Genomic DNA, 24,412 nt, shown 5'->3' with positions numbered 1-24,412 from the left:
GCCCTCCCGGCCTTGTCGGTGGACAGGACCGCGAGTGCGGGCATGCGGCGGCGCATGGCTTCAAGCCTTCCTCGGGGTCCGCGCCCCGGGCCGGTGGAGGACGGCAGGAGTTCCTGGCTCCCGCGGCCGCCCGGAAGTCCGGTGAACCGCGGTCACAGTGGCGGGACCGCACCGGGCTTGCACCGGTTTCCTCCCCTGCGCCGTCGCTGGCGTGCGGGCGGCCCGCGCGGGGCGCCCGGCAGCATCGTACGGGGTGCGGCTGAGCTGGGGGAGTGCGGCCGGGAGTGTGACCGGGAGTACGGGGGCAACCGATCGGATCATCTGTATGCTCGCGGCCATGCCACCGACTCCCGACGCCACGACGCCGGGCGCCGGCGCGCCCGACCGGGGCCGCGCGGACGCCTGTCCGGGGGCCCTTCGTCTGCACACCGCCGACGACGGAGCCCTGGCACGGGTCCGCCTGCCCGGCGGTCTGCTGACCGGGCGTCAGGCGATCGCGCTGGCCGAGGCCGCGACGGCGCTCGGCGACGGCGACCTGGAGGTCACCTCGCGCGGCAACGTCCAGCTGCGCGGCCTCGCCGCCGGCTGCGGTGCCGAACTCGGCGCCCGGCTGCGGGCCGTCGGACTACTGCCCTCCGACACCCACGAGCGGGTGCGCAACATCGTCGCCTCCCCCGGCCCCGGCGCCGGCCACGCCGACGTGCGGGCCTGGGCGCGCGAGCTGGACGCGAAGCTCTGCGCGAGCCCGTGGGCGACCGGGCTGTCCGGCAAGTTCCTGTTCGTCCTGGACGACGGGCGCGGGGACGTGGCCGGGCTGAACGCCGATGTGACGTTGATCGCAGGCCCGGCCGGCGCCGCCCTGCTGCGCCTCGGGAACGCGGCCACCGCGCGCCCGGTGCCGGCCGACCGTGCGGTGGACGCGGCGCTGGCGGCTGCCCGGGAGTTCCTGGACGTGCTGCGCGCCACCGGCCGTACGGCCTGGCACCTGCGGGAGGTCCCGGGGCTGCTGGCGCCGGGCACGGCCGAGCTGCCGGCCTTCGCCGCCGCGCCCCCGGCGCTCGGCGCACTGCCCGGCGGCCTGGCGGTCGGCCTGCGCTTCGGCCGCTGCGGCGCCGCCGCGTGGCGGGCGCTGGTCGACGCGGCCGAGGGCGAGCTTCGGCTCACCCCGTGGCGCGCGGTGGTGCTGCCCGGCGCGCCTGCCGAGCGGCTGGCCGGCCTCCACGCGGCCGGCTTCCGGACCGCGACCGGCGCGGGCTGGGACGGTGCGAGCGCCTGCACCGGCCTGCCGGGCTGCGCGAAGTCCCTGGCCGACGTCCGTGCCGACGCGGCCCGGGCGCTGGCCGAGGCACCGGCCGCCGGCCTGCCGGTGCACTGGTCGGGGTGCGACCGGCGCTGCGGCCACCCGACCGGGCAGTGGGTCGACGTACTCGCGACCGGGCAGGGATACCGGGTGACGGTGGCGGGCGCGCCGCAGGGGCGCGGCACCGCCGTGGATGTGACGAACGAGGAGATGGCCGAGGCGGTCGCCGAGGCCCGGAGGACCACGAAGTGATCGAGTACGAGAAGGACGGCGCGTCCATCTACCGCCAGTCCTTTGCCACCATCCGGGCCGAGGCCGAGCTGGCCGCCCTGCCCGCGGACGTCGCCCAGGTCGCGGTGCGGATGATCCACGCCTGCGGCATGACCGACCTGGTCGAGGACCTGGTGTACTCGCCGGGCGTGGTCGCCGCGGCCCGCGCCGCACTGCACGCCGGTGCGCCGATCCTCTGCGACGTGAACATGGTCGCCAGCGGCGTCACCCGCAAGCGGCTGCCCGCCGACAACGAGGTGGTCTGCACCCTCACCGACCCGTCGGTGCCCGAGCTGGCGCGCAAGATGGGCAACACCCGCAGCGCCGCCGCCATGGAGCTGTGGCTGCCCCGGCTGGAGGGCGCGGTGGTGGCCGTCGGCAACGCGCCGACCTCGCTGTTCCGGCTGCTGGAGCTGATCGAGGAGGGCGCGCCGCGCCCGGCCGCGGTGATCGGCGTCCCCGTCGGCTTCATCGGCGCGGCCGAGTCGAAGGAGGCCCTGGCCGTGCACCCGTCCGGCCTGGAGCACCTGGTGGTGCGCGGCCGGCGCGGCGGCAGCGCGATCGCCGCCGCCGCCGTCAACGCGATTGCGAGCGAGGAAGAGTGACGGACGATCAGGCAATTACGGGCCGGCTGTACGGGGTCGGGCTCGGCCCGGGTGATCCGTCCCTGGTCACCGTCCGCGCCGCCGAACTGATCGGCAAGGCCGACGTGGTGGCGTACCACAGCGCCCGGCACGGCCGCTCGATCGCCCGGTCCATCGCCGAGCGGTACCTGACGGGCGGTCAGATCGAGGAGCGGCTGGTCTACCCGGTCACGGTCGAGACCACCGACCACCCGGGCGGCTACCGGGGTGCCCTCGACGACTTCTACGAGGAGGCCGCCGCCCGGCTGGCCGCCCACCTGGACGCCGGCCGCGACGTCGTCGTGCTGGCCGAGGGGGACCCGTTCTTCTACGGCTCCTACCAGCACATGCACAAGCGCCTGGCGCACCGCTACCCGACCGAGGTGGTGCCCGGCGTCACCTCCGTCAGCGCCGCCGCGGCCCGGCTCGGCCAGCCGCTCACCGAGGCCGAGGAGACGCTCACGGTCATCCCGGGCACCCTGCCCGAGGAGGAGCTGACGGCCCGGATCGCCTCCGCCGAGTCCGCCGTGATCATGAAGCTGGGCCGGACCTTCCCGGCCGTCCGCCGCGCCCTGGAGCGGGCCGGCCGGCTGGAGGACGCCCAGTACGTCGAGCGCGCCTTCATGGACGGCGAGCGCACGGCGCCGCTGGCCGAGGTGGAGGCGGAGACCGTGCCGTACTTCTCGGTGGCCGTGCTGCCCAGCAAGGTCGCGCCGCTGGAACCGCAGGTGCGGCTCGCCGACGGCACGGGCAGCGTCACCGTCATCGGCACCGGCCCGGCCGGTCCGCTCTGGCTCACCCCCGAGGCGCGCGGCGCCCTCGCCGCCGCCACCGACCTGGTCGGCTACACCACCTACCTGGACCGGGTGCCCGTCCGCCCCGGCCAGCAGCGGCACGGCTCCGACAACAAGGTGGAGTCCGAGCGGGCCGAGTTCGCCCTCGACCTGGCCCGCCGCGGCCACCGGGTCGCGGTGGTCTCCTCCGGCGACCCGGGCGTGTTCGCGATGGCGACCGCCGTCCTGGAGGTGGCCTGCGAGGAGGCCTACCGGGACGTCCCGGTCCGGATCGTGCCCGGGATGACCGCCGCCCACGCGGCCGCCTCCCGCGCCGGGGCCCCGCTCGGTCACGACTACGCGGTGGTCTCGCTCTCCGACCGGCTCAAGCCCTGGGACGTGGTGGCCGGGCGACTGCGCGCGGCCGCCGCGGCGGACCTGGTGCTCGCCCTCTACAACCCCGGCTCGCAGTCCCGCACCACCCAGGTCGGCCGCGCCCGGGACCTCCTGCTGGAGTACCGCGCGCCGGAGACCCCGGTGGTCATGGCCCGGGACGTCGGCGGCCCGACCGAGCGGGTCCGCACGGTCCGCCTCGGCGACCTCGACCCCACCCAGGTCGACATGCGCACCATCCTGCTGATCGGGTCCTCCCAGACCCGGGCCGTCGAACGCGGCAACGCCACCGAGGTCGTCTGGACGCCGCGCCGCTACCCGGAGGCGTGAGACCGCGGGCGGGGCCGGGGCCGTCGGCCCCGCCCCCTGGCCGTGGTCGCCTCGTTCCGCGGTTCCCGGCCGCGGTACACCGCCGAACGACGTCCGATCCGGATCACCGGTACGACGGGTCGCCCGCCGTCCACGGCGTGGACCACCCGGTGGCCGCCGGCCCCGAGCCGCCTGTGCCCGGGCGAAGCGACCGTTCCGGTGGTGTGGAGACCGTACGGGCCCTGTCCGGGCTCGGCCGTCCTCCGCGCGCCCGTGATGGCGGCGGTTCGTGGGAGCTCGTACACGATCGCCCGCGCAGACGGCTCCCCCAGCTGCGTCGGTGCCGGGCCGAGCAGGGAGGATGGAGGCGTCCGGGAACAGGGTGCGGAGCGAGGAGCGGTCGTGAGTGAGGTCGGTGGTCGGGCCGGGCAGCTGCGGAGCAGCGGGCTGCGGCACGGGTGGACGACCGGGGCGTGCGCGACCGCGGCGACCAGGGCGGCGTACCAGGCGCTGCTGACCGGCGAGTTCCCCGACCCGGTGGTGATCACGCTGCCCAAGGGCCAGCAGCCCGCCTTCGCCCTGGCCGCCGAGCGGCTGACGGACGGGCCCGGCGGCCGACGGGCTACGGCCGGGGTGGTGAAGGACGCCGGGGACGACCCGGACGTCACCCACGGTGCGCTGATCCGGTCCACGGTCTGGGCGGGGGAGCCCGGCTCCGGGGTGGTCTTCCGGGCCGGGCCCGGGGTCGGCACGGTGACCAAGGCCGGCCTGCCGCTGCCCGTCGGCGAGCCCGCCGTCAACCCGGTGCCCCGGCAGATGATGCGGGACGCGGTGGCCGAGGTGGCCGCGGAGTTCGGCGCGGCCGGGGACGTGGTGGTGGAGATCTCGGTGGACCACGGCGAGGAGATCGCCCGCTCCACCTGGAACCCCCGGCTGGGCATCCTCGGCGGCCTCTCCATCCTCGGCACCACCGGCATCGTCGTCCCCTACTCCTGCTCGGCCTGGATCGACTCCATCCGGCGCGGGGTCGACGTGGCCCGCGCCGCCGGGCGGACCCACGTCGCCGGCTGCACCGGCTCCACCTCGGAGAAGGTCGCGGTCGCCGAGCACGGCCTGCCCGAGGACGCGCTGCTGGACATGGGCGACTTCGCCGGCGCCGTCCTGAAGTACCTCAAGCGCCACCCGGTGCCCCGCCTCACCATCGCGGGCGGCTTCGCCAAGCTCTCCAAGCTCGCCGCGGGCCACCTCGACCTGCACTCGGCGCGCTCCCAGGTGGACAAGGGCTTCCTGGCGGAGCTGGCCGGTCGGGGCGGCGCGGGCCCGGAGTTGGTGCAGGCCGTGGCCGCGGCCAACACCGCGTTGGAGGCCATCCAGCTCTGCCGGGCAGCCGGCGTGCCGCTCGGTGACCTGGTCGCCGAGGCGGCCCGGGCCACCGCGCTGGGTGTGCTGGTCGGCTCGCCGGTCGCGGTGGACGTCATCTGCATCGACCGGGCCGGCACCGTCGTGGGCCGGGCGGAGCCGCTGGGGCCCGCCCCGGCCTGACCGTCCCTTTGCCGGGGGAGTGAACCGTCGCCATGATGTGAAGATCTGACGTTCACACGGGGCCAAAAGTGGACAAATGTGGCGCAGTTCTTGCCCTTGACTCTATTGCTATCTCAGCCATGAGATATGGTCTGCCGGGTGACAGGCGACTACCTCACCCGTATCGGCACCCTCATCCGTACCGCGCGTCAGCACCGTGGTTGGTCCCAGGCCCAGCTCGGCGAGGCCCTCGGCACCAGCCAGAGCGCGGTCAACCGCATCGAGCAGGGCAAGCAGAACGTCAGCCTTGAGATGATCGCGCGCATCGGCGAAGCGCTGGACAGTGAGATCGTCTCGCTCGGCTACGCCGGTCCGATGCACCTGCGGGTCGCCGGCGGCACCCGGCTCTCCGGCGCGATCGACGTCCGCAGCAGCAAGAACGCCTGCGTGGCGATCCTCTGCGCCTCGCTGCTGACCACCGGTCGCACCACCATTCGGCAGGTCGCCCGGATCGAAGAGGTCTACCGCATCCTGGAAGTGCTCACCAGCATCGGCGTCAAGAGCCGCTGGACCAACGACGGCCGCGACCTCGAACTCACCCCGCCCGCCGAGCTCGACCTCGCGGCGATGGACGTCGAGGCCGCCCGCCGCACCCGCAGCGTGCTGATGTTCCTCGGCCCGCTGATGCACCGCGCCGACAAGTTCGCCATCCCGTACGCCGGTGGCTGCGACCTCGGCACCCGCACCGTCCAGCCCCACCTCGCCGCGCTGCGCCGGTTCGGCCTGGAGGTCGCCACCACCGGCGGCGCCTACCACGCCTCGGTCGAGCCCGGCGCCCCGATGGACCGGCCGATCGTGCTGACCGAGCGCGGAGACACCGTCACCGAGAACGCCCTGCTCGCCGCCGCCCGGCACGACGGCGTCAGCGTCATCCGCAACGCCAGCCCCAACTACATGGTCCAGGACCTCTGCTTCTTCCTGGAGCGGCTGGGCGTCAGGATCGAGGGCATCGGTACCACCACCCTCACCGTGCACGGCGTGCCCGAGATCACCTGCGACGTCGACTACACCCCGGCCGAGGACCCGGTGGAGGCGATGAGCCTGCTCGCCGCCGCCGTCGTCACCTCCTCCGAGCTGACCATCCGCCGGGTGCCGATCGAGTTCCTGGAGATCGAGCTCGCGGTTCTGGAGGGCATGGGCCTCGACTACGACCGGACCCCGGAGTACCGCGCCCACAACGGCCACACCCGGCTGGTCGACCTCACCGTGCGCCCGTCCAAGTTGACCGCACCGATCGACACCATCCACCCGATGCCCTTCCCGGGCATCAACATCGACAACGTGCCGTTCTTCGCCGCGATCGCGGCCGCCGCCCACGGCACCACGATGATCCACGACTGGGTCTACGACAACCGCGCGATCTACCTCACCGAACTCACCCGGCTCGGGGCGGACATCAAGCTGCTCGACCCGCACCGCGTCCTGATCCAGGGCCCGACCCGCTGGCGCGCCGCCGAGATGGTCTGCCCTCCGGCACTGCGCCCGGCCGTGGTTATCCTGCTCGCGATGCTCGCCGCCAAGGGCACCTCGGTGCTGCGCAACGTGTACGTCATCAACCGCGGCTACGAGGACCTCGCCGAGCGCCTCAACTCGATCGGCGCCCAGATCGAGACCTTCCGCGACATCTGACGGTCGATCGACTGATGTGCTGCCGGCCGGCCTCACCCGTCGAGGCCGGCCGGCAGTGCAGCTGTGCTCAATCCGCCGACCAGGTACTCCACGAACAGCTGGTTGTTCAGCGCCCACGGCGAACGCCGCTCGCGGATCAGTTCCACCGCCCGGTCGGCCTGGTGGCCGAGTTCGACCAGCGCCTGGGCGATCACCAGGCCGGAGCGGTTGTAGCCGGAGTGGCACCGCACCAGGACGCGCCGCCCCTGCCGGGCGGCCTCGGCGGTGGACACCGCGGCCTCCTCGACGACCAGCAGCTGCCCGGCGGAGAGAGGACCGTCCGGCAGCTCGCGGACCAGGTGCTCCACCCCCGGCGCCGGCCCGTGCCCGGCCCGGGTGAACAGGCTGACCACGAGGTCGAACTCCCCTTCCACGATGACCGGTTCGAGTGGTCGGCCCGGTGGGGTGACGAAGTGCCCGCCCATCCAGAGCCCGTGCGCGATCTCGCTCCACCGCTCCGGTGGCCCGGGGGTGTCGCGGTCCTTCTGGCGGGTCGGCATCGGTTCTCCGTCGCTCGTTCCGGTGTGTCGGGGCTACTCGCCGGTCTCGCCGTCCAGGTGTTCGCGCAGCAGGTCGGCGTGGCCGTTGTGACGGGCGTACTCCTCGATCATGTGGGTGAGGATCCAGCGCAGCGAGAAGGCCTCCTCGCCGCGGTGTCCGAGGGCGTCCAACGACTCGGCGGCGGCGACGAGTTCCCGGGCGTGGTCGCACTCGCCGCGCCAGACGGCGAACGCCTCCTCCGGATCGGCCGTGTCGACGTCGAACTCGGCGAAGCTGCCGTCCGGGTGCTTCCAGAAGCCAGGCCGGGCCTCGTTGTCGAAGGTGTTGCGGAACCAGCCGCGCTCGACCTCGGCGAGGTGGCGGACCAGCCCGAGCAGCGAGAGCTCGGACGGCGCCAGCACCCGCGCCCGCAGCTGCTCGGTGGTCAGCCCGGCGCACTTCATGGCGAGGGTGTCCCGCTGGAAGTCCAGGAAGCTGGTGAGGGTGGCGCGCTCGTCGGCGGTCTGCTCGGTCCGGGTGCGTGGAAAGTCGCTCATCGGAGCATCGTGGCAGGCCGGAACGGGAAGCGGTACGTGTTTACCGGAGGTCGCCGCCGGGCCCGTCGAACCGGCGGCCCAGCCAGTCCAGTGCCGCCGGGACGGACTCGGCGACCGGGACGCCGGCCGGTGGGGCCGGGCGCTGCACGACCACCACGGGCAGGCCGAGTTGGCGTGCGGCGGTGAGCTTGGGCGCGGTGGCGGCGCCGCCGCTGTCCTTGGTGACCAGGACGTCGATCCGGTGCTCGCGCAGCAGCGCCCGCTCGCCGTCGAGGGTGAACGGGCCGCGGTCCAGCAGGACGTCCAGGGCGGCGGGCATCGGCGGCTCGGGCGGGTCGACCGAGCGGGCCAGGAAGTGCAGGCCGTCGAGGTGGGCGAAGGCACCGATGCCCTGCCGGCCGGTGGTGAGGAAGACCCGCCGGCCGAGCGCCGGGAGCGCGGCGGCGGCCGCGTCCAGGTCGGCCACGGGGTGCCAGCGGTCCCCGTCCACCGCGGTCCAGCCCGGACGGCGCAGCGCCAGCAGCGGTACGCCGGTCGCAGCGGCGGCCCGTGCGGCGTTGCCGGAGATGGCCGCGGCGAACGGATGGGTGGCGTCCACGACGGCGTCCGCCCGCTCGGTGCGCAGCCAGGCGGCCAGCCCGTCCGGCCCGCCGAAGCCGCCGATCCGGACCTCCCCGGCCGGCAGCCGCGGTTCGGCGACGCGCCCGGCGAGGGAGCTGGTGACCCGCAGCAGCGATCCGGCCAGCGCGCCGGCCAGCTCCCGCGCCTCGGTCGTCCCGCCGAGGATCAGCAGGTGGTGCGCCATCACGCCCCGCAGGGCTCGTGCGGCCGCTCGCGGTCAGCGGAGTAGAGGTGGCTGTCGCGGAACTGCTCGGCGGCCAGCGTCCGGCCGACGATGATCACGGCGGTGCGGACGATCCCGGCCTCCTTCATCTGCCCGGCGATGTCGGCGAGCGTGCCGCGCAGCACCAGCTCGTCGGGCCGGCTGGCCATCGCGACCACGGCGGCCGGGCAGTCGGCGCCGTAGTGGGGCAGCAGCTGCTCGACGACGTCGTCCACGTAGCCGGCGGCCAGGTGCAGCACCAGCAGGGCGCCGCTGCGGCCGAGGGTGGCGAGGTCCTCGCCCTCCGGCATCGGGGTGGCACGCTTGGCGATCCGGGTCAGGATGACGGTCTGACCGACGGTCGGCACGGTCAGTTCGCGCTTGAGCGCGGCCGCGGCCGCGGCGAACGCGGGCACGCCGGGGACGACCTCGTAGGGGACGCCGGCCGCGTCGAGGCGGCGCATCTGCTCGGCGACGGCACTGAAGACCGACGGGTCACCGGAGTGCAGCCGCGCCACGTCCTTGCCGTCGCGGTGGGCGGCGACCAGCTCGGCGGTGATGGCGTTCAGGTCCAGGTCGGCGGTGTCGACCAGCCGGGCGTCCGGCGGGCACGCGTCCAGCAGCTCGCGCGGCACCAGGCTGCCCGCGTAGAGGCAGACGTCGGCGCGGGCCAGCAGCCGCGCTCCGCGCAGGGTGATCAGGTCGGCGGCGCCCGGGCCGGCTCCGATGAAGTAGACGGTCACGAGGCGTCCTCCTGGAGGTCGTGCTGGGGGTCGTGCTGCAGGTCGTGGGGCTTGACGGCGGACCACTGGGTGACCGGCATCGCCTGGCGCCAGCCGGTGAAGCCGCCCACCGGCACGGCGTGCGCGGTGGCGATCCGCAGCAGCTCGCCGCCGTGGCGGCGGTACCACGCGGTGAGCAGGGCCTCGGACTCCAGCGTCACGGTGTTGGCGACCAGCCGGCCGCCCGCCGGCAGCGCGGCCCAGCACGCCTCCAGCAGGCCGGGCGCGGTGAGACCGCCGCCGACGAAGACCGCGTCGGGGGTGGGGAGTCCGGCCAGTGCGGCCGGCGCGGGGCCGGTGACCACCTGCAGCCGGGGTACGCCGAGCGCGGCCGCGTTGCCCGAGATCCGTTCGGCCCGGGTGCGGTCCCGCTCGATGCTGACGGCCCGGTTGTCGCGGTGGGCACGCAGCCACTCGATCGCGATCGAGCCGGAGCCGCCGCCGACGTCCCAGAGCAGTTCGCCGGGGGCGGGGGCGAGCGTGGCGAGGGTGGCGGCGCGGACGTGGCGCTTGGTCAGCTGGCCGTCGCTCTCGTACGCGGCGTCGGGCAGACCGGGAACGAGCGAGCCGCGGGGGCCGTCGGCGGGCAGCTCGACCGCGACGAGGTTGAGCGGGTCACCGGGCGGGTGCGGCCAGCCGTCCGCCGGACCGTCCGACTGCCGCTCGCCGGGCCCGCCGAGCTGCTCCAGCACCCGGAGCCGGGCGGCGCCGTGGCCCCGGGCGGTGAGCAGGGCGGCGACGGCGGCGGGGGTGCCGGCGTCGGCGCTGAGGACGAGCAGTCGGCGGCCGGGGTGCAGGGCGAGCGCCAGGGTCTCCAGCGGCCGGCCGACCAGGCTGACCACCTCGGTGGCCTCCAACGGCCAGCCGAGCCGGGCGCAGGCGTAGGAGACGGAGGAGGGGTGCGGCAGGACGCGCAGCCGGTCGGCGCCGACCGTCTCGGTGAGGGTGCGGCCGATGCCGTGGAACATCGGGTCGCCGCTGGCCAGTACGGCGATGCGGCGGCCGGCGTGCTCGGCGAGCATTCCGGGCACCGCCGGGCGCAGCGGGGACGGCCACGGCACCCGGGCGGCGGCCACCTCGTCCTCGGGGAGCAGCGCGAGCTGCCGCGGGCCGCCGATCACCACCTCGGCCTCGCGCAGGGTGGCGCGCGAGGTACCGGCGAGGCCGGGCCAGCCGTCGGCCCCGATCCCGACGACGGAGATCGGAGGGGGCAGCTCGGGCACCGGGAGGCTCCTCGGGGGTCGGCGAAGGGTGGCCGGGGCAGCCTACCTGGCGGTGGACGGCCGCGGGCAGGTCAGGGTGCGTGCGCCCGCCGACCCGGGACCTCGGCCTTCCGGGCCTGGGCGCCGCCCCCGGCGGGCCGTCAGCGCCGGAACCAGTCCCCGGAGGCGACGGGAGCCGGGCGGAGCCGCAACCGGGCGGCGACCGCCGGGCCGGCCAGGTAGACCCAGGCGTCCGCGGTCCGCCCGTCGGACAGCCGGACGGGCAGCCGGCGCCGAACGTACTCGCCGGTCCCGTCGGCCCGGCAGTCCTCCAGCCGGTCGAGCGCCGTGAGCGCGGCGGCGTACGCACCGGGGCGGATCGTCACCAGCTCACCGGTGATCCGTTGGCCCGGGTCGGGGTCCGGCACCGCGTAGGGGTACCCCGGCCCGGCGTGCAGCACCGCACTCTCCAACACGGCCGGCCGCACGTCGGCGCACCGCCCGGCGAGGTGGACGGCCTGGTTGGCGCCGCCGGTGCGCAGCGTGCCGTAGACGAAGAAGGGCAGGGCGGTCACGGGACGCGGACCTCCGATGGCCGGTCAGGGGCGGGAGGGGAGTCGAAGCGGGAGTCGTGTGGCAGGGGCGGAAGCAGGAGCCGGAGCGTGCGCGGGCACGGGGCCTGAAGGCGCGGACCCGGCGTTCGGGGGCCCACGGTACGCCCGCCGCGTCCCGTCCTCGGACCGGCCGGTCGGATCATCTGGTGATACCTACTGGCGCTCGCGGCGCTGATGCGCTGTCATGACGGGTGAATCGCCAGTACCGTCCGAGGGGGACACCCATGACAGCTCCCGTTTCGCGCCCGTCGAGCACCCCCGTCGACGCCGTGCCGGGGAAGGCCGGGGGTGCGGCGGGCGGGCCGGCCAGGCTGGGCGGTGCGGTCTGGGCGGCGCTCGCCGTGGTGTACGTGGTGTGGGGGTCGACCTACCTGGCGATCCGGATCGCGCTGGAGACGATGCCCGGCTTCCTCTTCGCCGGGGCGCGCTTCGTGCTGGCCGGGTCGTTGCTGGCGGGCGTCGTCCTGGTCCGGCACGGCACGGCCGCACTCCGGGTGAGTGCCCGGCAGCTGGGGTCGTCGGCGCTGGTCGGCGTGCTGCTGCTGACCGGCGGCAACGGTCTGGTGGTGCTCGGCGAGAACCACATCTCCTCCGGGCTGGCCGCGTTGCTGGTCGCGGCGGTCCCGCTCTGGATGGTGCTGCTGACGGCGGCGGCCGGGGGGCGCCCGAAGCCGGCCGAGCTGACCGGGGTGCTGCTCGGGCTGGTCGGCCTGGCGGTGCTCTCCGCGCCCGCGATCGGCGGGGACATCGCGCCGGTCGGCGTGGTCGCGGTCGTCGGCGGCACCCTGACCTGGGCGGCCGGCTCGTTCGTCGCCAAGCGGCTCCCGATGCCGGGCAACGTCTTTGCGGCGAGCGCCTACCAGATGCTCGTGGGCGGGCTGGGCAATGTGCTGATCGGACTGGCGCGCGGTGAGCAGCACGGACTGGACCCGGCCGCCTTCTCCATGCGTTCCTGGCTGGCGCTGGGCTACCTGGTGGTGGTCGGCTCGCTGGTCGCCTTCACCGCGTACGCCTGGCTGCTGCAGTCCGCGCCGCTGACCCTGGCGGCCACCTACGCGTACGTGAACCCGGTGGTGGCGGTGGCGCTGGGCTGGCTGGTCCTGGCCGAGCCGCTGACCGGTCCCACCCTGGCGGGCGGGGCGATCGTGGTCGTGGGCGTCTGCCTGGTGGTCAGTGTCAGCCGCGCGCCGAGGACATCGGGGCGCACGTCGGTGCGGGGCCCGTGGCGACGGTTCTCCGGCGGCTGAGAGGCGGGGTGGGGCGCCCGGTGAGCCCGGCGCTCCGCGCCCAACCACTTCAACTATAGTGCTTTGCCTGTAGTGGTTGTCCCGCCCCCGAAGGAGAAACCGCGCCGTGGCCCAGAACCCCGCCCGCCGTGCCGCCCTCACCGATGCCGCCATCGACGTCCTGGCCCGGGAGGGCGCCCGCGGTCTCACCTTCCGCGCGGTCGACGTGCAGGCCGGCGTCCCGACCGGGACGGCGTCCAACTACTTCGCCAACCGCGACGACCTGCTCGACCACACGGCCCGGCAGATCCACCGACGCCTCGTCCCGGACCCGGCCGTCATCGCCGAACTGCTGCGGGCCCCGCGCGACCGGGCCCTGGTCGCCGCCCTGATGCACGATCTGATGCGCCGGATCACCGCCGACCGGGCGGGCTACCTGGCCATGCTGGAGCTGCGCCTGGAGTCCACCCGGCGGCCCGGGCTGCGCGCCGCCCTCACCGGAACGATCCGGGAGGAGCTGGAGGCCAACATCGCCTACCACCTGCGAGAAGGCCTCCCGGGCGACCGCGGGACCGTCGTCGCGCTCTACCTGGCGATGACCGGTCTGATCCTCGAACACCTCACGCTGCCCGAGGTGTTGGGCACGGACGGGCTCGGTGCACTGATCGACTCGCTGGTCGAGCGGATCGTCCCGGCGGCCTGAGCCCGCCGGGCGCCGGGCGGCGCCGACGCCCGGCGCTCAGCCGTCCGACCGCTCCCGGGACGCCGCCAGGGCCGGCCGCAGCAGGCCCAGCACCTCGGTGAGGTCGCCGTCCTCGCTCACCAGCACACCCATCGACCGCAGCCGCGCCAGGCTGTCCGCGTACGCGGGATGGGCGGCCTGGGCCTGGCTGAGGACGGGGCGCACGGCCGTCGGTACGCCCAGCCCGTACGCCTCGCAGAGGATGCCGAGGGCCAGCGTGTCCGAGATCCCGGCGGCCCACTTGTTGACGGTGTTGAACGTCGCGGGCGCCACGGCCATCGCATCCGGCGGCGGCAGCGGCTTCGGCTCGCCGGGCTTGCGCCAGGCCGAGCGGACCGGATACCCGGTCAGCTCGGCGAGCGCGGCCCCGTCGACGAGGGCGAGCGCGTCGGGTGTGGCGACGGCGCCGACCTCCCAGCCCTCGGCCTGGGCGGCGGTGATCAGCGCCGGCGCCTCGGGCGCGCGGCCCGAGGCGCAGACGACGACGTAGAGGAAGGGCACGGGCGGGCTCCCTGGGGTGGTGACGGCGGTGGTGTCCGCGGGTGGTGGTGCTGGTTCCTGGCCGACGGCTCCGTCCGCGGGGCGCGGCCGGGTCCATCATCCCGGTCCCGGCCGGCCCGCCCCAGGCCCCGGGGGAAGGCCCCGAGGGAAGACCCCGACGGCAGGACCCCCGCCCCCGCCCCCGCGTCCGCGCCCCGCCCGCGGACGCGGACTGCCGGGCTCAGGCCGCCGGACCGGCCCAGCCGACGAGCAGCACGCTCAGCGCGACGCCCGGCCCGAGGCCGAAGACCAGCCCGCGCGCCCCGTCCGCCGGGGGCGCGGCGTGGGTACGCGCGAGGACGGAGAAGATCGTCGCGCCGCCCAGGTTGCCCTCCTCGCCGAGCACCCCCTTGGAGTGGCGCAGGAACTCCCCGTCCAGACCGAGCAGGGCGCCGAGCCGGTCGAGGATCGCCGGTCCGCCCGGGTGCAGCACGCCGAAGTCCAGCTCCCGGCCGCCGTGCTCGTCCAGCCAGTCGAGCAGCGCCGGGCCCAGGTCGGTGACGGAGCGCAGCGAGGCGCGGGTGGAGGCGAAGTGGTCGCCGCGCCCGTCGGTCAGCTTCCGGTACCGGTCGGTGGTCTGCGGAATGGTGTACTCGAAGGCGTGGTCGAGGCGGAGCCCGGCCGTGCGCTGCTCCGCGGTGACGACGGCCGCGGCCACCGCGTCGCCCCAGAGCGCCTTGTAGATCTGGTCCTCGATCGAGGTCTGGCTGTCCTGGTAGAGCGAGGAGAGCGACTCGGCGGCGACCACCAGGACGACCGCCCCGGGGTGCCGGGCCAGGTACTCCTCGGCCATGATCAGCACGTGCGCGCCACCCGCGCAGGCCAGCTGCGTGATCGGTCGGCGGCTGACGTCGGGGCGCAGCCCGAGCCCCTGCTGCAGCTGGACGTCCAGGCCCGGTACGCCGTCCCCGGTGGCACTGGTGACGATGACGCAGTCGACGTCACCGGCCGCCACCCCGGCGTCCGCCATGGCCGCGGCCGCGGCGTGCTCGGCGGCGGCCAGCAGGTCGGCCATCACGGTGGTCTTGCGCTCGGCGGCGGTGCGGCCGGGGTCGGTGACCACCTCGTACGGTTGGAAGTACCGCCTGGTGCCGGGCAGGTTGCCCAGGGCCATCCGGACGGTCTGGGCCTGGCGCGCCGAGTAGCCGGGGTTGCGGGCGAGGATGTCGTCCCGGATCCGCTCGGCCCGGACGACGTGCGGGCCGACGACCAGAGCGGGCCGGCTGAGGTAGGCGGTGGTAGGCATGACGCGGAGTCCTCTGAGGCGGTCGGTGCCGCGCCCGGTCGGACACGGCAGCCGGCGCCGGTGCGGCGGCCGGACGAATGCCGGTGCGCCGCCTCGCACCGTGCCGTCCTCGGCTGCCCCCGCCCGGACGCAGACGCTCCCACGCTACCCGGCCGTCCCGTCCGCCCCGGCCTGGCGGCCGCACGGATCCCGCATCCCGGGACGCGGGTTCCGGGCCGACCCCGCCGCCGACCGCTACCGCGCGAACGGGGGCCGGCCGGTCCACCAGTTGCCGGGGGCCTCGGGGTCGCGGCTGGTCCAGAACTCGATGATGGCGCTGGTGAACTCGGCGGCGGAGAGGCGGCCGTCGCCGTCGCGGTCGAGCCGCCGGAAGGCCTCGTCGGCGTCGTCGCGGGAGAGCCCGGCGAAGTGGCCGCGCTGGAAGACGAAGAACTCGCCCGCGTCGACCGTCCCGCTCTTGCCGGTGTCGGCGACGGCGAGGAAGGCCCCGGCCAGCGCGCCCAGGCTGGCCTGCGCGGCCTCCGGGTCGTCGGCGAGCGAGCTGGTCGAGGCGACGAACTGCTCGCGGGTGATCGCCTGGGTGTCGGCGGGCAGGTGGGCCAGGTGCAGGTCGTGCCAGATCGTCAGGTAGGCGCGGACGATCCAGGCCTCGGCCTCCGACCCCTCCGGGTGCCCGAGCGAACGCGCCACCGAGTGGCCCATCAGCACATGGTCCCGCTCGGTCAGCAGTCCGTCGCCGTCGGCGTCGAGGTGGTCGAAGCCGTGGTGGATCTTCGCCATGAGCAGGTCGTCCGACACAGGTGGCCCCTCGGGTTGGTGATCACTCCTGCTCGCACGCTAGTGCCTCCGGGGCCGGCCGCGCAGCCGAACGCCGGGGGAGCGGTCGCATGCCCGGCACACCGCCTCCCGCCTGCACGTCCGGGCCCGCCGCCGCACGTCCGGGCACCCCCGCAGTGCGCCGCGGCCGGGGGCGGCCACGAGTCGGCCGGGGCGCACTGCGGGGGCCGGCCGGGGTGGCGGCGGCGGGGGCGGGGGCAGCCCGTCCCGCACTCTGAGACCGCCGCCGCCGTTCCCCGGGTGTTGATACGATCCGGGCGAGTCGCGACTGGCGCGCACGGATGGAATCGACCATCGGGAAGCGGCTCCGTGGAACGCCACGTCAAGTTGCCGAGCGCCTGGGCCGTCCGAACGCGTCACGAGGACACGAGGAGACCGCCTTGGCCGCCCAGCATCCCCACACCACCGCGAGCGTCGTCGCCGACACCGCCTTCCGCAGCGCCCTGGACACCGTCCGCGAGGTCGAGCCGCGGATCGCCGCGGCGATCGGCCAGGAGATCGAGGACCAGCGTGCCTCGCTCAAGCTGATCGCCAGCGAGAACTACGCCTCCCCGGCCGTCCTGCTGGCCATGGGCAACTGGCTCAGCGACAAGTACGCCGAGGGCACCGTCGGCCGCCGCTTCTACGCCGGCTGCCGCAACGTCGACACCGTCGAGGCCATCGCCGCCGAGCACGCCCGCGCCCTCTTCGGCGCCGACCACGCGTACGTCCAGCCGCACTCGGGCATCGACGCCAACCTGACCGCCTTCTGGGCCGTCCTCTCCCAGCGGGTCGAGGGCCCGGCCCTGGAACGCGCCCGGGTGCGCAACGTCAACGACCTGACCGAGCAGGACTGGACCGAGCTGCGCCGGGAGCTGGGCAACCAGCGGATGCTCGGCATGTCCCTGGACACCGGCGGCCACCTCACCCACGGCTTCCGGCCCAACATCTCGGGCAAGATGTTCGACCAGCGCAGCTACGGCACCGACCCGGCCACCGGCCTGATCGACTACGACGCGCTGCGCGCCACCGCCAAGGAGTTCCGCCCGCTGATCCTGGTGGCCGGCTTCTCGGCGTACCCGCGGCTGGTGAACTTCCGCCGGATGCGCGAGATCGCGGACGAGGTCGGCGCGACCCTGATGGTCGACATGGCCCACTTCGCCGGCCTCGTCGCCGGCAAGGTGCTCACCGGCGACCACGACCCGGTGCCGCACGCCCAGATCGTCACCACGACCACCCACAAGTCCCTGCGCGGCCCGCGCGGCGGCATGGTGCTCTGCGCCGCCGAGCTGGCCGAGCACGTCGACCGCGGCTGCCCGCTGGTGCTCGGCGGCCCGCTCTCGCACGTGATGGCCGCCAAGGCCGTCGCCTTCGCGGAGGCCCGACGCCCGGAGTTCCAGGCGTACGCCCGGCAGGTGGTCGACAACGCCCGGGCGCTCGCCGAGGGCCTGCTGCGGCGCGGCGGCAAGCTGGTCACCGGCGGTACCGACAACCACCTCGTGCTCGCCGACGTCACCGGCTACGGCCTGACCGGCCGCCAGGCCGAGGCCGCGCTGCTGGACTCCGGCATCGTCACCAACCGCAACTCCGTCCCGCAGGACCCGAACGGCGCCTGGTACACCTCCGGCGTCCGGTTCGGCACCCCGGCGCTCACCACCCGCGGCCTCGGCACCGCCGAGATGGACGAGGTCGCCGCCCTGGTCGACACCGTCCTGCGCGGCACCACCCCGGTCACCACCGCCGCGGGCGCCCCGTCCAAGGCCCAGTACGACCTGGACGCCGCCCTGAGCGAGGGCGTCGCCAAGCGGGCCGCCGACCTGCTGTCCGGCTTCCCGCTCTACCCGGGCGTCGACCTGGCCTGACACCGGTCGCCGCCGGGCGCAGGGGCCCCGCCCCTGCGCCCGGCGCCCTCGACCGCCTCAGTACTGCAGGGACTTGTACTGCAGGAACTCCTCCAGGCCGTGCCGGCCCAGCTCGCGGCCGAGGCCGGAGTTCTTGTAACCGCCGAACGGCGCCAGTGGGTTGAACCGGCCGCCGTTGAGGTCGATCTGGCCCGCGTCGAGACGTCGGGCGAAGGCCGCGGCGGTGGCGGTGTCCGCCGCCCAGACGCCCCCGGCCAGGCCGTACTCGGTCGCGTTGGCCAGCTCGGCGGCGTGGTCCTCGTCGCGGTAGGCCAGCATCGCCAGCACCGGTCCGAACACCTCCTCCCGGGCCACCGCCATGTCGGCGGTGACGCCGGCGAGGACGGTCGGCCGGACGTAGTAGCCGGTCGCCAGGCCGTCCGGGGCCCCGGCGCCGCCGACCACCAGCCGGGCGCCCTCGGCCAGCGCGCCGGTGATGAAGCCGCGGACCCTCTCCCGCTGGCGGGCGCTGACCAGCGGGCCGACCCGGGTCTGCGGATCGGCCGGGTCGCCGGGCCGGTACTTGCCGGCCGCCTTCGCGGCGAGCGCCACCGCCTCCTCGTACCGGTCGCTGTGCACCAGCAGCCGGGTCCAGGCGCTGCAGGTCTGGCCGGAGTTGGCGAAGACGTTGGCCACGTTCGCGTTGACCGCCCGGGCCAGGTCGGCGCCGGGCAGCACGACGTTGGCCGACTTGCCGCCCAGCTCCAGTGCGACCCGCTTGATCCCGCGGCCGGCCGTCTCCGCGACGCTGCGGCCGACGGCGGTGGAGCCGGTGAACGAGACCACGTCCACCCCCGGGTGGGCGGCCAGCGCCGCGCCCGCCGCCGGGCCGGTGCCGGTCACCAGGTTGAACACGCCGGCCGGGAATCCCGCCTCGTGGACCAGCCGCGCGAACAGCCGGGCGACCAACGGGGTGTCCTCGGCGGGCTTGAGGACCACCGGGCAGCCGGCCGCGAGGGCGGGCACCACCTTGGCCACGATCTGGTGCAGCGGATAGTTCCACGGCGTGATCGCCGCGACCACCCCGGCCGGCTCGGCGAACACGACGGAGTTGCCGATCCGCTCCTCGAAGGGGTGGTCGGCGAGCAGCGTCAGGTACGAGCCGGCCACGGTCAGCGGCAGCCCCGCGTGCACGGCGGCGGCGAAACCGACCGGCGCGCCCAGTTCGGCGACCACGGTGGCGGTGATCTCCTCCTGGTGTGCGGCCAGGCCGTCGCGGAGCCGGGTGAGCGGGGCCAGCCGCTCCTCACGGGTGGTCGCCCCCCAGGCCCGCGCGGCCCGGCGGGCGGCCGCGACGGCGGCGTCCACGTCGGCCGCGCCGCCGGCGGCGACGGTGGCCAGCACCCGCTCGGTGGCCGGATTCAGCACCAGGATCGAGCCGGTGTCCAGCGAGGGGCGCCAGCTGCCGTCGATGTACTGGTCGCCGTGCTCTCCGTACGGGACGGCGTCCTCCGTGCGCTGGTGGTCCGTGTGCTGCGGCACCGGTTGGTCCTTTCGTGTGATCGGCGGTTCAACTGACATCGCTGGTCGGAGGCCAGTCAAGGACGGCCGGGCGGGCGTGCGCAAGAGCCGGATCCGGCGGCCCACCTGGCCGGAAACCGCCCTGCCGCCCGGTGCGGGCGGTTCGTCGGCGCCGTGCGTGACGGTCGGCGCGCGTCCGGTGGTGCGCGTCCCCCTCGTTCCCTCCGGTTCCGTGCCACCGTTCGCCGCTTCCCGGCGGATCGACGGGTCGCGGCCGATTCCTTGTGCAAAAGCTCCTCAACTCCGGTCACCGGAGGGTAGATTGCAGCGCACTCGGGCCTTCGGCAGCGGTGCCGGCGGCGAGTCCGGGCGGGTTCTCGCCGTGCCGGTCCGCCGGCTCCTCCGGATGATGGGTGGGAGACCGTTCGCAGTCCGGGACCCGCCGTCCCGAGTCCAGGGACCGTTCCCATCGGTCGTCCGTACCGTGTAAGGAGCCACCTCGTGACCGACGCCGCCTTGCGCACCGAGCAGCACCGGCCCGCCGAGCCCGCCGTGCTCGATGACGTCCCCGGCTGGTTCTGGGACCACGACCGCCACCTTTTCGAGTGGTTCCTCACCCGGCAGGAGAAGGCCGGGGTGACCGGCGACCTCCTGGAGATGGGCGCTTACCTGGGACGCAGCGCCATCGTGATCGGCAGCCACCTGCAGCCGTCCGAGACCTTCACCGTCTGTGACCTGTTCGACTCGGACGCCCCGGACGACGAGAACGCCGCCGAGATGGAGATGTCCTACCGGAAGACGCTGACCAGGTCCGCGTTCGAGGAGAACTACCTCTCCTTCCACGACGCGCTGCCCGAGATCATCCAGGCGCCGACCTCCACCCTGGCCGGCGGCCGGATCCCGGCCGGCGCCTTCCGCTTCATCCACATCGACGCCTCGCACCTGTACGAGCATGTGGTGGGAGACCTTCAGGTCGCCCGGGTGGCGCTGCAGCCGGAGGGCGTGGTGGTCCTCGACGACTACCGCTCGGCGCACACCCCCGGCGTCGCCGCCGCCACCTGGGAGGCCGTGTTCAACCACGGCCTGAAGCCGATCGTGCTGACCGAGGGCAAGTTCTACGGCACCTGGGGCGACCCCGAGCCGGCGCAGCACGACCTGCTGGGCCGGGTGGGCCTGTCCGAGGACTGCGACCTCACGGTCGAGCTGCTGAACGGCCGGCGCATAGTGCGCATCGGCAACAACCCGCTGCGGATCGCCCCGTTCCGGCCCTCCCGCCACCACGACCGGCTGGCGGCGGAGGCCGCCCACCGCGAGGCCGAGCAGACGGCGGAGGAGGAGCTGCGGGCGCAGCGCGCGGCCGAGGCCGACCTCGACGCCCGCCGTGCCCGTGCGGCCGAGCGCCGGCGCCCTGTCAACGTCGCCAAGCGCGTCGCCGGAGACCTCCTCCCCCCCGTCGTCACCTCCGCCATCCGTCGGGCCCGCCGCGGCTGACCTGGTTGACGCCCGACCCCTCCGCTCCTGTGATCCGCTGAATCGCCGCATCGCCGCATCGCGTCCGTCGACGGCGTACCCGGCGGTGCGCCCGAGAGCCGCGTGGCCCCGTGCCACGCGGCTCTCGCCGTTCCCGCTCCCGGGGGACGGCTCCGCCGGCCGTGTCCCCGCCGGAATGCCCGGCGGGGACACGGCCCGGCTCAGTCACGGGTCGGTAGCCCCGCCTGCACCCCCAGTACCCCGAGCGTGCGCCGCAGCGCCTCGCGCTCCGAATCCCCCAGAGCGGCAGTGACCTCCGCGTCCAGCCGGTGCGCGAGCGCCGCGCATTCGGCGAGCAGCGCCCGCCCGGCGCCGGTCAGTGCCAGCACCTGCCGCCGCCGGTCCGCCGGGTCGCGGACCCGGTCCACCGCGCCGATCTGCTCCAGGTGGTCCGCCAACGAGACCACCAGGCTGGGCGCGACCGCCATGGTCCGGGCCAGCTCCAGCTGCGACGGCGGCGCGCCGGAATCCAGCGCCACCATCAGGCCGACGTGCTTGGGCTTGAGCCCGAGCTCCGCCAGCGCCTCGGTGTACCGGGCCGTGACGACGCTGCCGAGGGTGCCGAGCCGGAAGACCACGGAGTCCGTCAGGAGCGGGGGCTGAGCCGGTGGGGGGTTGACATCGTTCACGCGAGGAACGCTAGCATGCGAAAACCATTCAGAATTAGAACGATTCGGAGAGTGACTCAATGCTGCGCCGTTCCACCCTCGCCGCCACCCGGGGCATGCGGGCCCTGGCCATCGCCAATGCGGCCGGCGCCGCGCTCTCCGTGGCGTCCGCCGTCGCCGGCCTGCTCTCCCCGGAGCTGGCCCTGCCCGGCACCGCCGAGCAGGCCGGTCCGCTCGCCGAGCTGTACGTCCAGGCTTACGTGGCCCGTGCCCTGCCGCTCGGCGCGGCCCTGTTGCACCAGCTGCTCGTCAGCCGGACCGGGCGCGGTCTGGCGCCGCTGCTGCTGGTCGCGGGGGTGGTCCAGGCGGGAGACGCCGCCATCGGCCTGGCGGCCCACAACCCGGGGATGGCCGCGGGCGGCACCGTGCTCGCCGTTCTCCACCTGGGCCTCGCCGCCCGTCTGGCCCGCACCGAGGACCACCCCGCGGCCGGCCGTACCGCAGACTCCGTGGCCGCCTGATCGTCCCGGTGTCGAGGACGCCCTCCCGCCACGGAAGCGCCGGTCGAGCCGGCGCGAACGGCGCTTCGAAGGACCGCCGGGCCGCACCTCTCGGGAGGTCGACGGCTGCGGCAGGCTGAACGGCCGCACGCGTCGGTACGGGGTGTTCGTGACGATGCGCCGGCGACGGGGAGAGGGGGTGTCGAGCATCGAGCTCGACACCCCCTCTCCCCGTCGCCGGGACGCGCTCCGCTCAGACGCGCGACGTCTCGGCGGCCTGGCGGGGCAGGTGGGCGGCGCCGTCGGCGTCCGCGGCGTCCGCGGCCTCGGCGGCGAGTTCGGCCTTGACGGCGGCGAGGGACGGGTTGGCCCAGGCGCTCGCGACGCCCCACTGGTAGAAGGCGAGTCCGATCGCCGCGACGATCAGCAGGTCCCAGCCCTCCGGCAGGTAGCCGTGGCCGCCGAAGTCGGCGGAGCCGGCCCAGGAGACGGCGGCCATCACGAACAGGTAGGCGACCATCCAGGCGCCGGCCTTGAGGTGCGGCTTCAGCTCGGCGAACGGCTTGCGCAGCTCGTACCAGGCCCAGATCGGCAGACCGGCCGCCATCAGCAGGATGACCTTGCCGGTCAGCGGCCAGCGGGCCCAGTAGAGCACCAGCGAGCCGAAGACCATGGCGACCGGGGCGACCACCGGCATCGAGCGCAGGCGGACCGGGCGCGGCAGCTCGGGGGCCAGCCGGCGCAGTGCCATGACGGCGACCGGGCCGGTGATGTAGGAGATCACGGTGGCCACCGAGACGATCTCGGCGAGCGAGCCCCAGCCGCGGAAGACCGCGAGGAAGAGGAAGGCGATCAGCAGGTTGAGCAGCAGAGCCGGGCGCGGGACACCGGTCTTCGGGTCCACCCGGCCGAACAGGGACGGCAGGTGGCCGTTCTCCTGCACGCCGTGGATCATGCGCGAGGTGGTGGCGGCGTAGATCATGCCGGTGCCGCTGGGGGAGACGAAGGCGTCCGCGTAGAGCAGCAGCGCCAGCCAGTTCAGGCCCCAGGCGATGGAGAGGTCGGCCAGCGGGGAGGTGTAGCCGAGCGAGCTCCAGCCGCCGGAGAGGTCCGCAGCCGGGATGGCGCCCAGGAAGGCGACCTGCAGCGCGACGTAGATCACCAGGGCGATCAGGATCGACCCGATCACGGCCTTGGGCAGCGACTTGCCGGGGTTGCGCGCCTCGGCGGCCAGGTTCAGCGGGGACTGGAAGCCGTTGAAGGCCCAGACGATGCCGGAGACGGCGACCGCGGTGAAGACCGCGCTCCAGCCGTTCGGCGCGAAGCCGCCGTGGTCGGTGAAGTGGGCGGTGTCGAAGTGGGCGAGCAGCAGCGCGCCCGCCGTCAGCGTCGGCACGACGACCTTGAACACGGTGATCGCGGTGTTGGTCTTGGCGAACAGCGTGATCGCGAACCAGTTCAGCGCGAAGTAGCCGACCAGCAGCACGCTGGCCAGCGCCACGCCGCTGACGGACAGCTCCTGCCCGTCGTACAGGCCCTTGGCCCAGCCGAAGTCCCAGGAGCTCATGTACTGGACCGAGGCGGTCGCCTCGCCGGGGATCACCGAGACGATCGCGATCCAGTTGGCCCACGCGGCCAGGTAGCCCGCCAGCGACCCGTGCGAGTACTGGCCGTACCGGACCATCCCGCCGGCCTTGGGGAACATCGAGCCGAGCTCGCTGTAGGTCAGCGCGATGGTGAGCGCGACCGCGGCCCCGATCACCCACGCGACGATCGATGCGGGGCCCGCCAGTCTGGCCGCGCGCTCCGCTCCGAACAGCCAGCCCGACCCGATGATCGAGCCGAGCCCGACCGCGGTCAGGCTGATGGTGCCGAGCGAACGTCGGTAGTGCTGATGGGAGGCCGTCGATGCCGTCGTCGAATCGGGCGCGCTCAACGAATCGGTCCTCTCTCTCGTCGGGGCCAGGACAAACGCAGAGCAGACTATGGTGCGAAATCGGGCGAAAGCCTCAGGTAAAGCTCAGATCGTTCGATCGTTGCCATCTCGTGTCCGACTATCGGAGCGCGATGCCCGCAGGTCGGAGGCGTGACGCTGCTGCGGGGCCGGTCGGCGGGCGTGTGCCCGGCGTACGGTCGCGTGCCGTGCGCCTCGGGATGCGTGGTCGGAACGGAATTGCGGCGCGGGGGCGCCCCCCGTCGCGTCCCCGTCGCGGAACCGCGGAAAGCGGTCCGGAAAAGAGAAATTCCCCGTGGGAGCTCTTTCGAGTTCCCACGGGGAATTGTCGGTGTCCGAGGGGGGACTTGAACCCCCACGCCCGATAAAGGGCACTAGCACCTCAAGCTAGCGCGTCTGCCATTCCGCCACCCGGACGGGGTGTGTGCTTCGGGGACTTTTCTCTCGCCCCCTCGGCGACAGAGAGAACATTACCAGGGTTCTGGAGTGCTTCTCACCTGCGTTTCCCCGGTG

The 24,412-nt window shown here is 74.5% G+C and carries 22 protein-coding genes, 1 tRNA gene and 2 riboswitches; of the genes, 10 read left to right on the top strand and 13 right to left on the bottom strand.

The genetic code is table 11. The features are described from left to right. Positions 1-107: 107 nt before the first annotated feature. Positions 108-193, bottom strand: a riboswitch (cobalamin riboswitch). A gap of 144 nt (positions 194-337) precedes the next feature. The 5 genes from ACF9IK_RS07065 (at position 338) to ACF9IK_RS07045 (ending at position 6,878) form a co-directional block, all read left to right on the top strand. After that, entirely contained in the window at positions 338-1,552 is a 1,215-nt protein-coding gene (locus ACF9IK_RS07065) for a hypothetical protein (RefSeq protein WP_395293372.1), read from the top strand. After that, complete coding sequence (locus ACF9IK_RS07060; protein WP_395293371.1) at positions 1,549-2,175, top strand: precorrin-8X methylmutase; 627 nt, start codon at positions 1,549-1,551, stop codon at positions 2,173-2,175. The genes ACF9IK_RS07065 and ACF9IK_RS07060 overlap by 4 nt, the downstream gene beginning before the upstream one ends. Then, complete coding sequence (locus tag ACF9IK_RS07055; protein ID WP_395293370.1) at positions 2,172-3,689, top strand: precorrin-2 C(20)-methyltransferase; 1,518 nt, start codon at positions 2,172-2,174, stop codon at positions 3,687-3,689. Before ACF9IK_RS07060 ends, ACF9IK_RS07055 begins: the two co-directional genes overlap by 4 nt. A 255-nt stretch (positions 3,690-3,944) precedes the next feature. Then, a complete protein-coding gene (locus tag ACF9IK_RS07050) occupies positions 3,945-5,210 on the top strand; it encodes a cobalt-precorrin-5B (C(1))-methyltransferase (RefSeq protein ID WP_395293369.1) in 1,266 nt (421 codons plus the stop codon). 138 nt (positions 5,211-5,348) lie between these two features. After that, complete coding sequence (locus ACF9IK_RS07045; RefSeq protein ID WP_395293368.1) at positions 5,349-6,878, top strand: UDP-N-acetylglucosamine 1-carboxyvinyltransferase; 1,530 nt, start codon at positions 5,349-5,351, stop codon at positions 6,876-6,878. A gap of 32 nt (positions 6,879-6,910) precedes the next feature. Here the strand turns inward: ACF9IK_RS07045 and ACF9IK_RS07040 are convergent, their stop codons facing one another. The 6 genes from ACF9IK_RS07040 to ACF9IK_RS07015 form a co-directional block, all read right to left on the bottom strand. Continuing rightward, positions 6,911-7,417 (bottom strand): protein-tyrosine phosphatase family protein, encoded by a 507-nt coding sequence (locus ACF9IK_RS07040; RefSeq protein WP_395293367.1) that lies wholly within the window; start codon positions 7,415-7,417, stop codon positions 6,911-6,913. A 33-nt stretch (positions 7,418-7,450) separates the two neighbouring features. Continuing rightward, complete coding sequence (locus ACF9IK_RS07035) at positions 7,451-7,954, bottom strand: DinB family protein (RefSeq protein ID WP_395293366.1); 504 nt, start codon at positions 7,952-7,954, stop codon at positions 7,451-7,453. Positions 7,955-7,994: 40 nt separating this feature from the next. After that, on the bottom strand, positions 7,995-8,759 hold the full coding sequence (locus ACF9IK_RS07030; RefSeq protein ID WP_395298494.1) for a cobalt-precorrin-6A reductase: 765 nt from the start codon (positions 8,757-8,759) through the stop codon (positions 7,995-7,997). Further along, positions 8,759-9,520 (bottom strand): precorrin-4 C(11)-methyltransferase, encoded by a 762-nt coding sequence (cobM, locus tag ACF9IK_RS07025; protein WP_395293365.1) that lies wholly within the window; start codon positions 9,518-9,520, stop codon positions 8,759-8,761. Before cobM ends, ACF9IK_RS07030 begins: the two co-directional genes overlap by 1 nt. Then, positions 9,517-10,782, bottom strand: coding sequence for a precorrin-6y C5,15-methyltransferase (decarboxylating) subunit CbiE (cbiE, locus tag ACF9IK_RS07020; RefSeq protein WP_395293364.1), 1,266 nt, complete (start codon positions 10,780-10,782; stop codon positions 9,517-9,519). The genes cobM and cbiE overlap by 4 nt, the downstream gene beginning before the upstream one ends. Before the next feature lie 140 nt (positions 10,783-10,922). After that, positions 10,923-11,336: a gamma-glutamylcyclotransferase family protein gene (locus tag ACF9IK_RS07015; RefSeq protein WP_395293363.1), complete on the bottom strand. Its 414-nt coding sequence runs from the start codon at positions 11,334-11,336 to the stop codon at positions 10,923-10,925. A gap of 263 nt (positions 11,337-11,599) precedes the next feature. Between ACF9IK_RS07015 and ACF9IK_RS07010 the strand changes: the two genes are divergently transcribed. Together ACF9IK_RS07010 and ACF9IK_RS07005 are read left to right on the top strand one after the other, a co-directional pair. After that, positions 11,600-12,622 carry an EamA family transporter gene (locus tag ACF9IK_RS07010; RefSeq protein WP_395293362.1) on the top strand — a complete coding sequence of 341 codons (1,023 nt, stop codon included), beginning with the start codon at positions 11,600-11,602 and terminating at the stop codon, positions 12,620-12,622. 106 nt (positions 12,623-12,728) lie between these two features. After that, positions 12,729-13,304 carry a TetR/AcrR family transcriptional regulator gene (locus tag ACF9IK_RS07005; RefSeq protein ID WP_395293361.1) on the top strand — a complete coding sequence of 192 codons (576 nt, stop codon included), beginning with the start codon at positions 12,729-12,731 and terminating at the stop codon, positions 13,302-13,304. A 36-nt stretch (positions 13,305-13,340) separates the two neighbouring features. On the opposite strand, the gene ACF9IK_RS07000 is transcribed toward ACF9IK_RS07005, so the two are convergent. From ACF9IK_RS07000 to ACF9IK_RS06990, 3 genes are all read right to left on the bottom strand, one after another. Next, entirely contained in the window at positions 13,341-13,844 is a 504-nt protein-coding gene (locus tag ACF9IK_RS07000; RefSeq protein WP_395293360.1) for a flavoprotein, read from the bottom strand. Between the two features lie 220 nt (positions 13,845-14,064). Then, positions 14,065-15,129, bottom strand: a complete 1,065-nt coding sequence (locus ACF9IK_RS06995; protein ID WP_395293359.1) for a PhlD — start codon at positions 15,127-15,129, stop codon at positions 14,065-14,067. 234 nt (positions 15,130-15,363) lie between these two features. After that, a complete protein-coding gene (locus tag ACF9IK_RS06990) occupies positions 15,364-15,927 on the bottom strand; it encodes an EF-hand domain-containing protein (protein WP_395293358.1) in 564 nt (187 codons plus the stop codon). Between the two features lie 293 nt (positions 15,928-16,220). Further along, positions 16,221-16,317, top strand: a riboswitch (ZMP/ZTP riboswitch). A gap of 29 nt (positions 16,318-16,346) precedes the next feature. On the opposite strand from ACF9IK_RS06990, the gene ACF9IK_RS06985 reads away from it, so the two are divergent. Then, a complete protein-coding gene (locus ACF9IK_RS06985) occupies positions 16,347-17,807 on the top strand; it encodes a glycine hydroxymethyltransferase (RefSeq protein WP_395293357.1) in 1,461 nt (486 codons plus the stop codon). A 57-nt stretch (positions 17,808-17,864) separates the two neighbouring features. On the opposite strand, the gene ACF9IK_RS06980 is transcribed toward ACF9IK_RS06985, so the two are convergent. Beyond that, positions 17,865-19,259: an aldehyde dehydrogenase family protein gene (locus tag ACF9IK_RS06980; RefSeq protein WP_395298493.1), complete on the bottom strand. Its 1,395-nt coding sequence runs from the start codon at positions 19,257-19,259 to the stop codon at positions 17,865-17,867. A 549-nt stretch (positions 19,260-19,808) separates the two neighbouring features. Here ACF9IK_RS06980 and ACF9IK_RS06975 point away from each other — a divergent pair. Next, entirely contained in the window at positions 19,809-20,798 is a 990-nt protein-coding gene (locus ACF9IK_RS06975) for a class I SAM-dependent methyltransferase (RefSeq protein WP_395293356.1), read from the top strand. Positions 20,799-20,998: 200 nt separating this feature from the next. Here ACF9IK_RS06975 and ACF9IK_RS06970 read toward each other — a convergent pair whose 3' ends face one another. Next, the gene (locus ACF9IK_RS06970) at positions 20,999-21,466 is read right to left on the bottom strand and encodes a MarR family winged helix-turn-helix transcriptional regulator (protein WP_395293355.1); all 468 of its coding nucleotides are present in this window, start codon (positions 21,464-21,466) and stop codon (positions 20,999-21,001) included. Positions 21,467-21,525: 59 nt separating this feature from the next. Between ACF9IK_RS06970 and ACF9IK_RS06965 the strand changes: the two genes are divergently transcribed. Next, positions 21,526-21,966 (top strand): hypothetical protein, encoded by a 441-nt coding sequence (locus tag ACF9IK_RS06965; RefSeq protein WP_395293354.1) that lies wholly within the window; start codon positions 21,526-21,528, stop codon positions 21,964-21,966. A 232-nt stretch (positions 21,967-22,198) separates the two neighbouring features. Here the strand turns inward: ACF9IK_RS06965 and ACF9IK_RS06960 are convergent, their stop codons facing one another. Then, a complete protein-coding gene (locus ACF9IK_RS06960; RefSeq protein ID WP_395293353.1) occupies positions 22,199-23,881 on the bottom strand; it encodes an APC family permease in 1,683 nt (560 codons plus the stop codon). Positions 23,882-24,231: 350 nt separating this feature from the next. After that, positions 24,232-24,316: transfer RNA gene (locus ACF9IK_RS06955), tRNA-Leu, on the bottom strand. Positions 24,317-24,412 lie beyond the last annotated feature (96 nt).

The sequence above is a fragment of the Kitasatospora hibisci genome (assembly GCF_043950205.1).
GTDB lineage: Bacteria > Actinomycetota > Actinomycetes > Streptomycetales > Streptomycetaceae > Kitasatospora > Kitasatospora hibisci.
The sequence above is the reverse complement of the archived record's forward strand: the minus strand, read 5'-3'. Positions and strand labels throughout refer to the sequence as shown.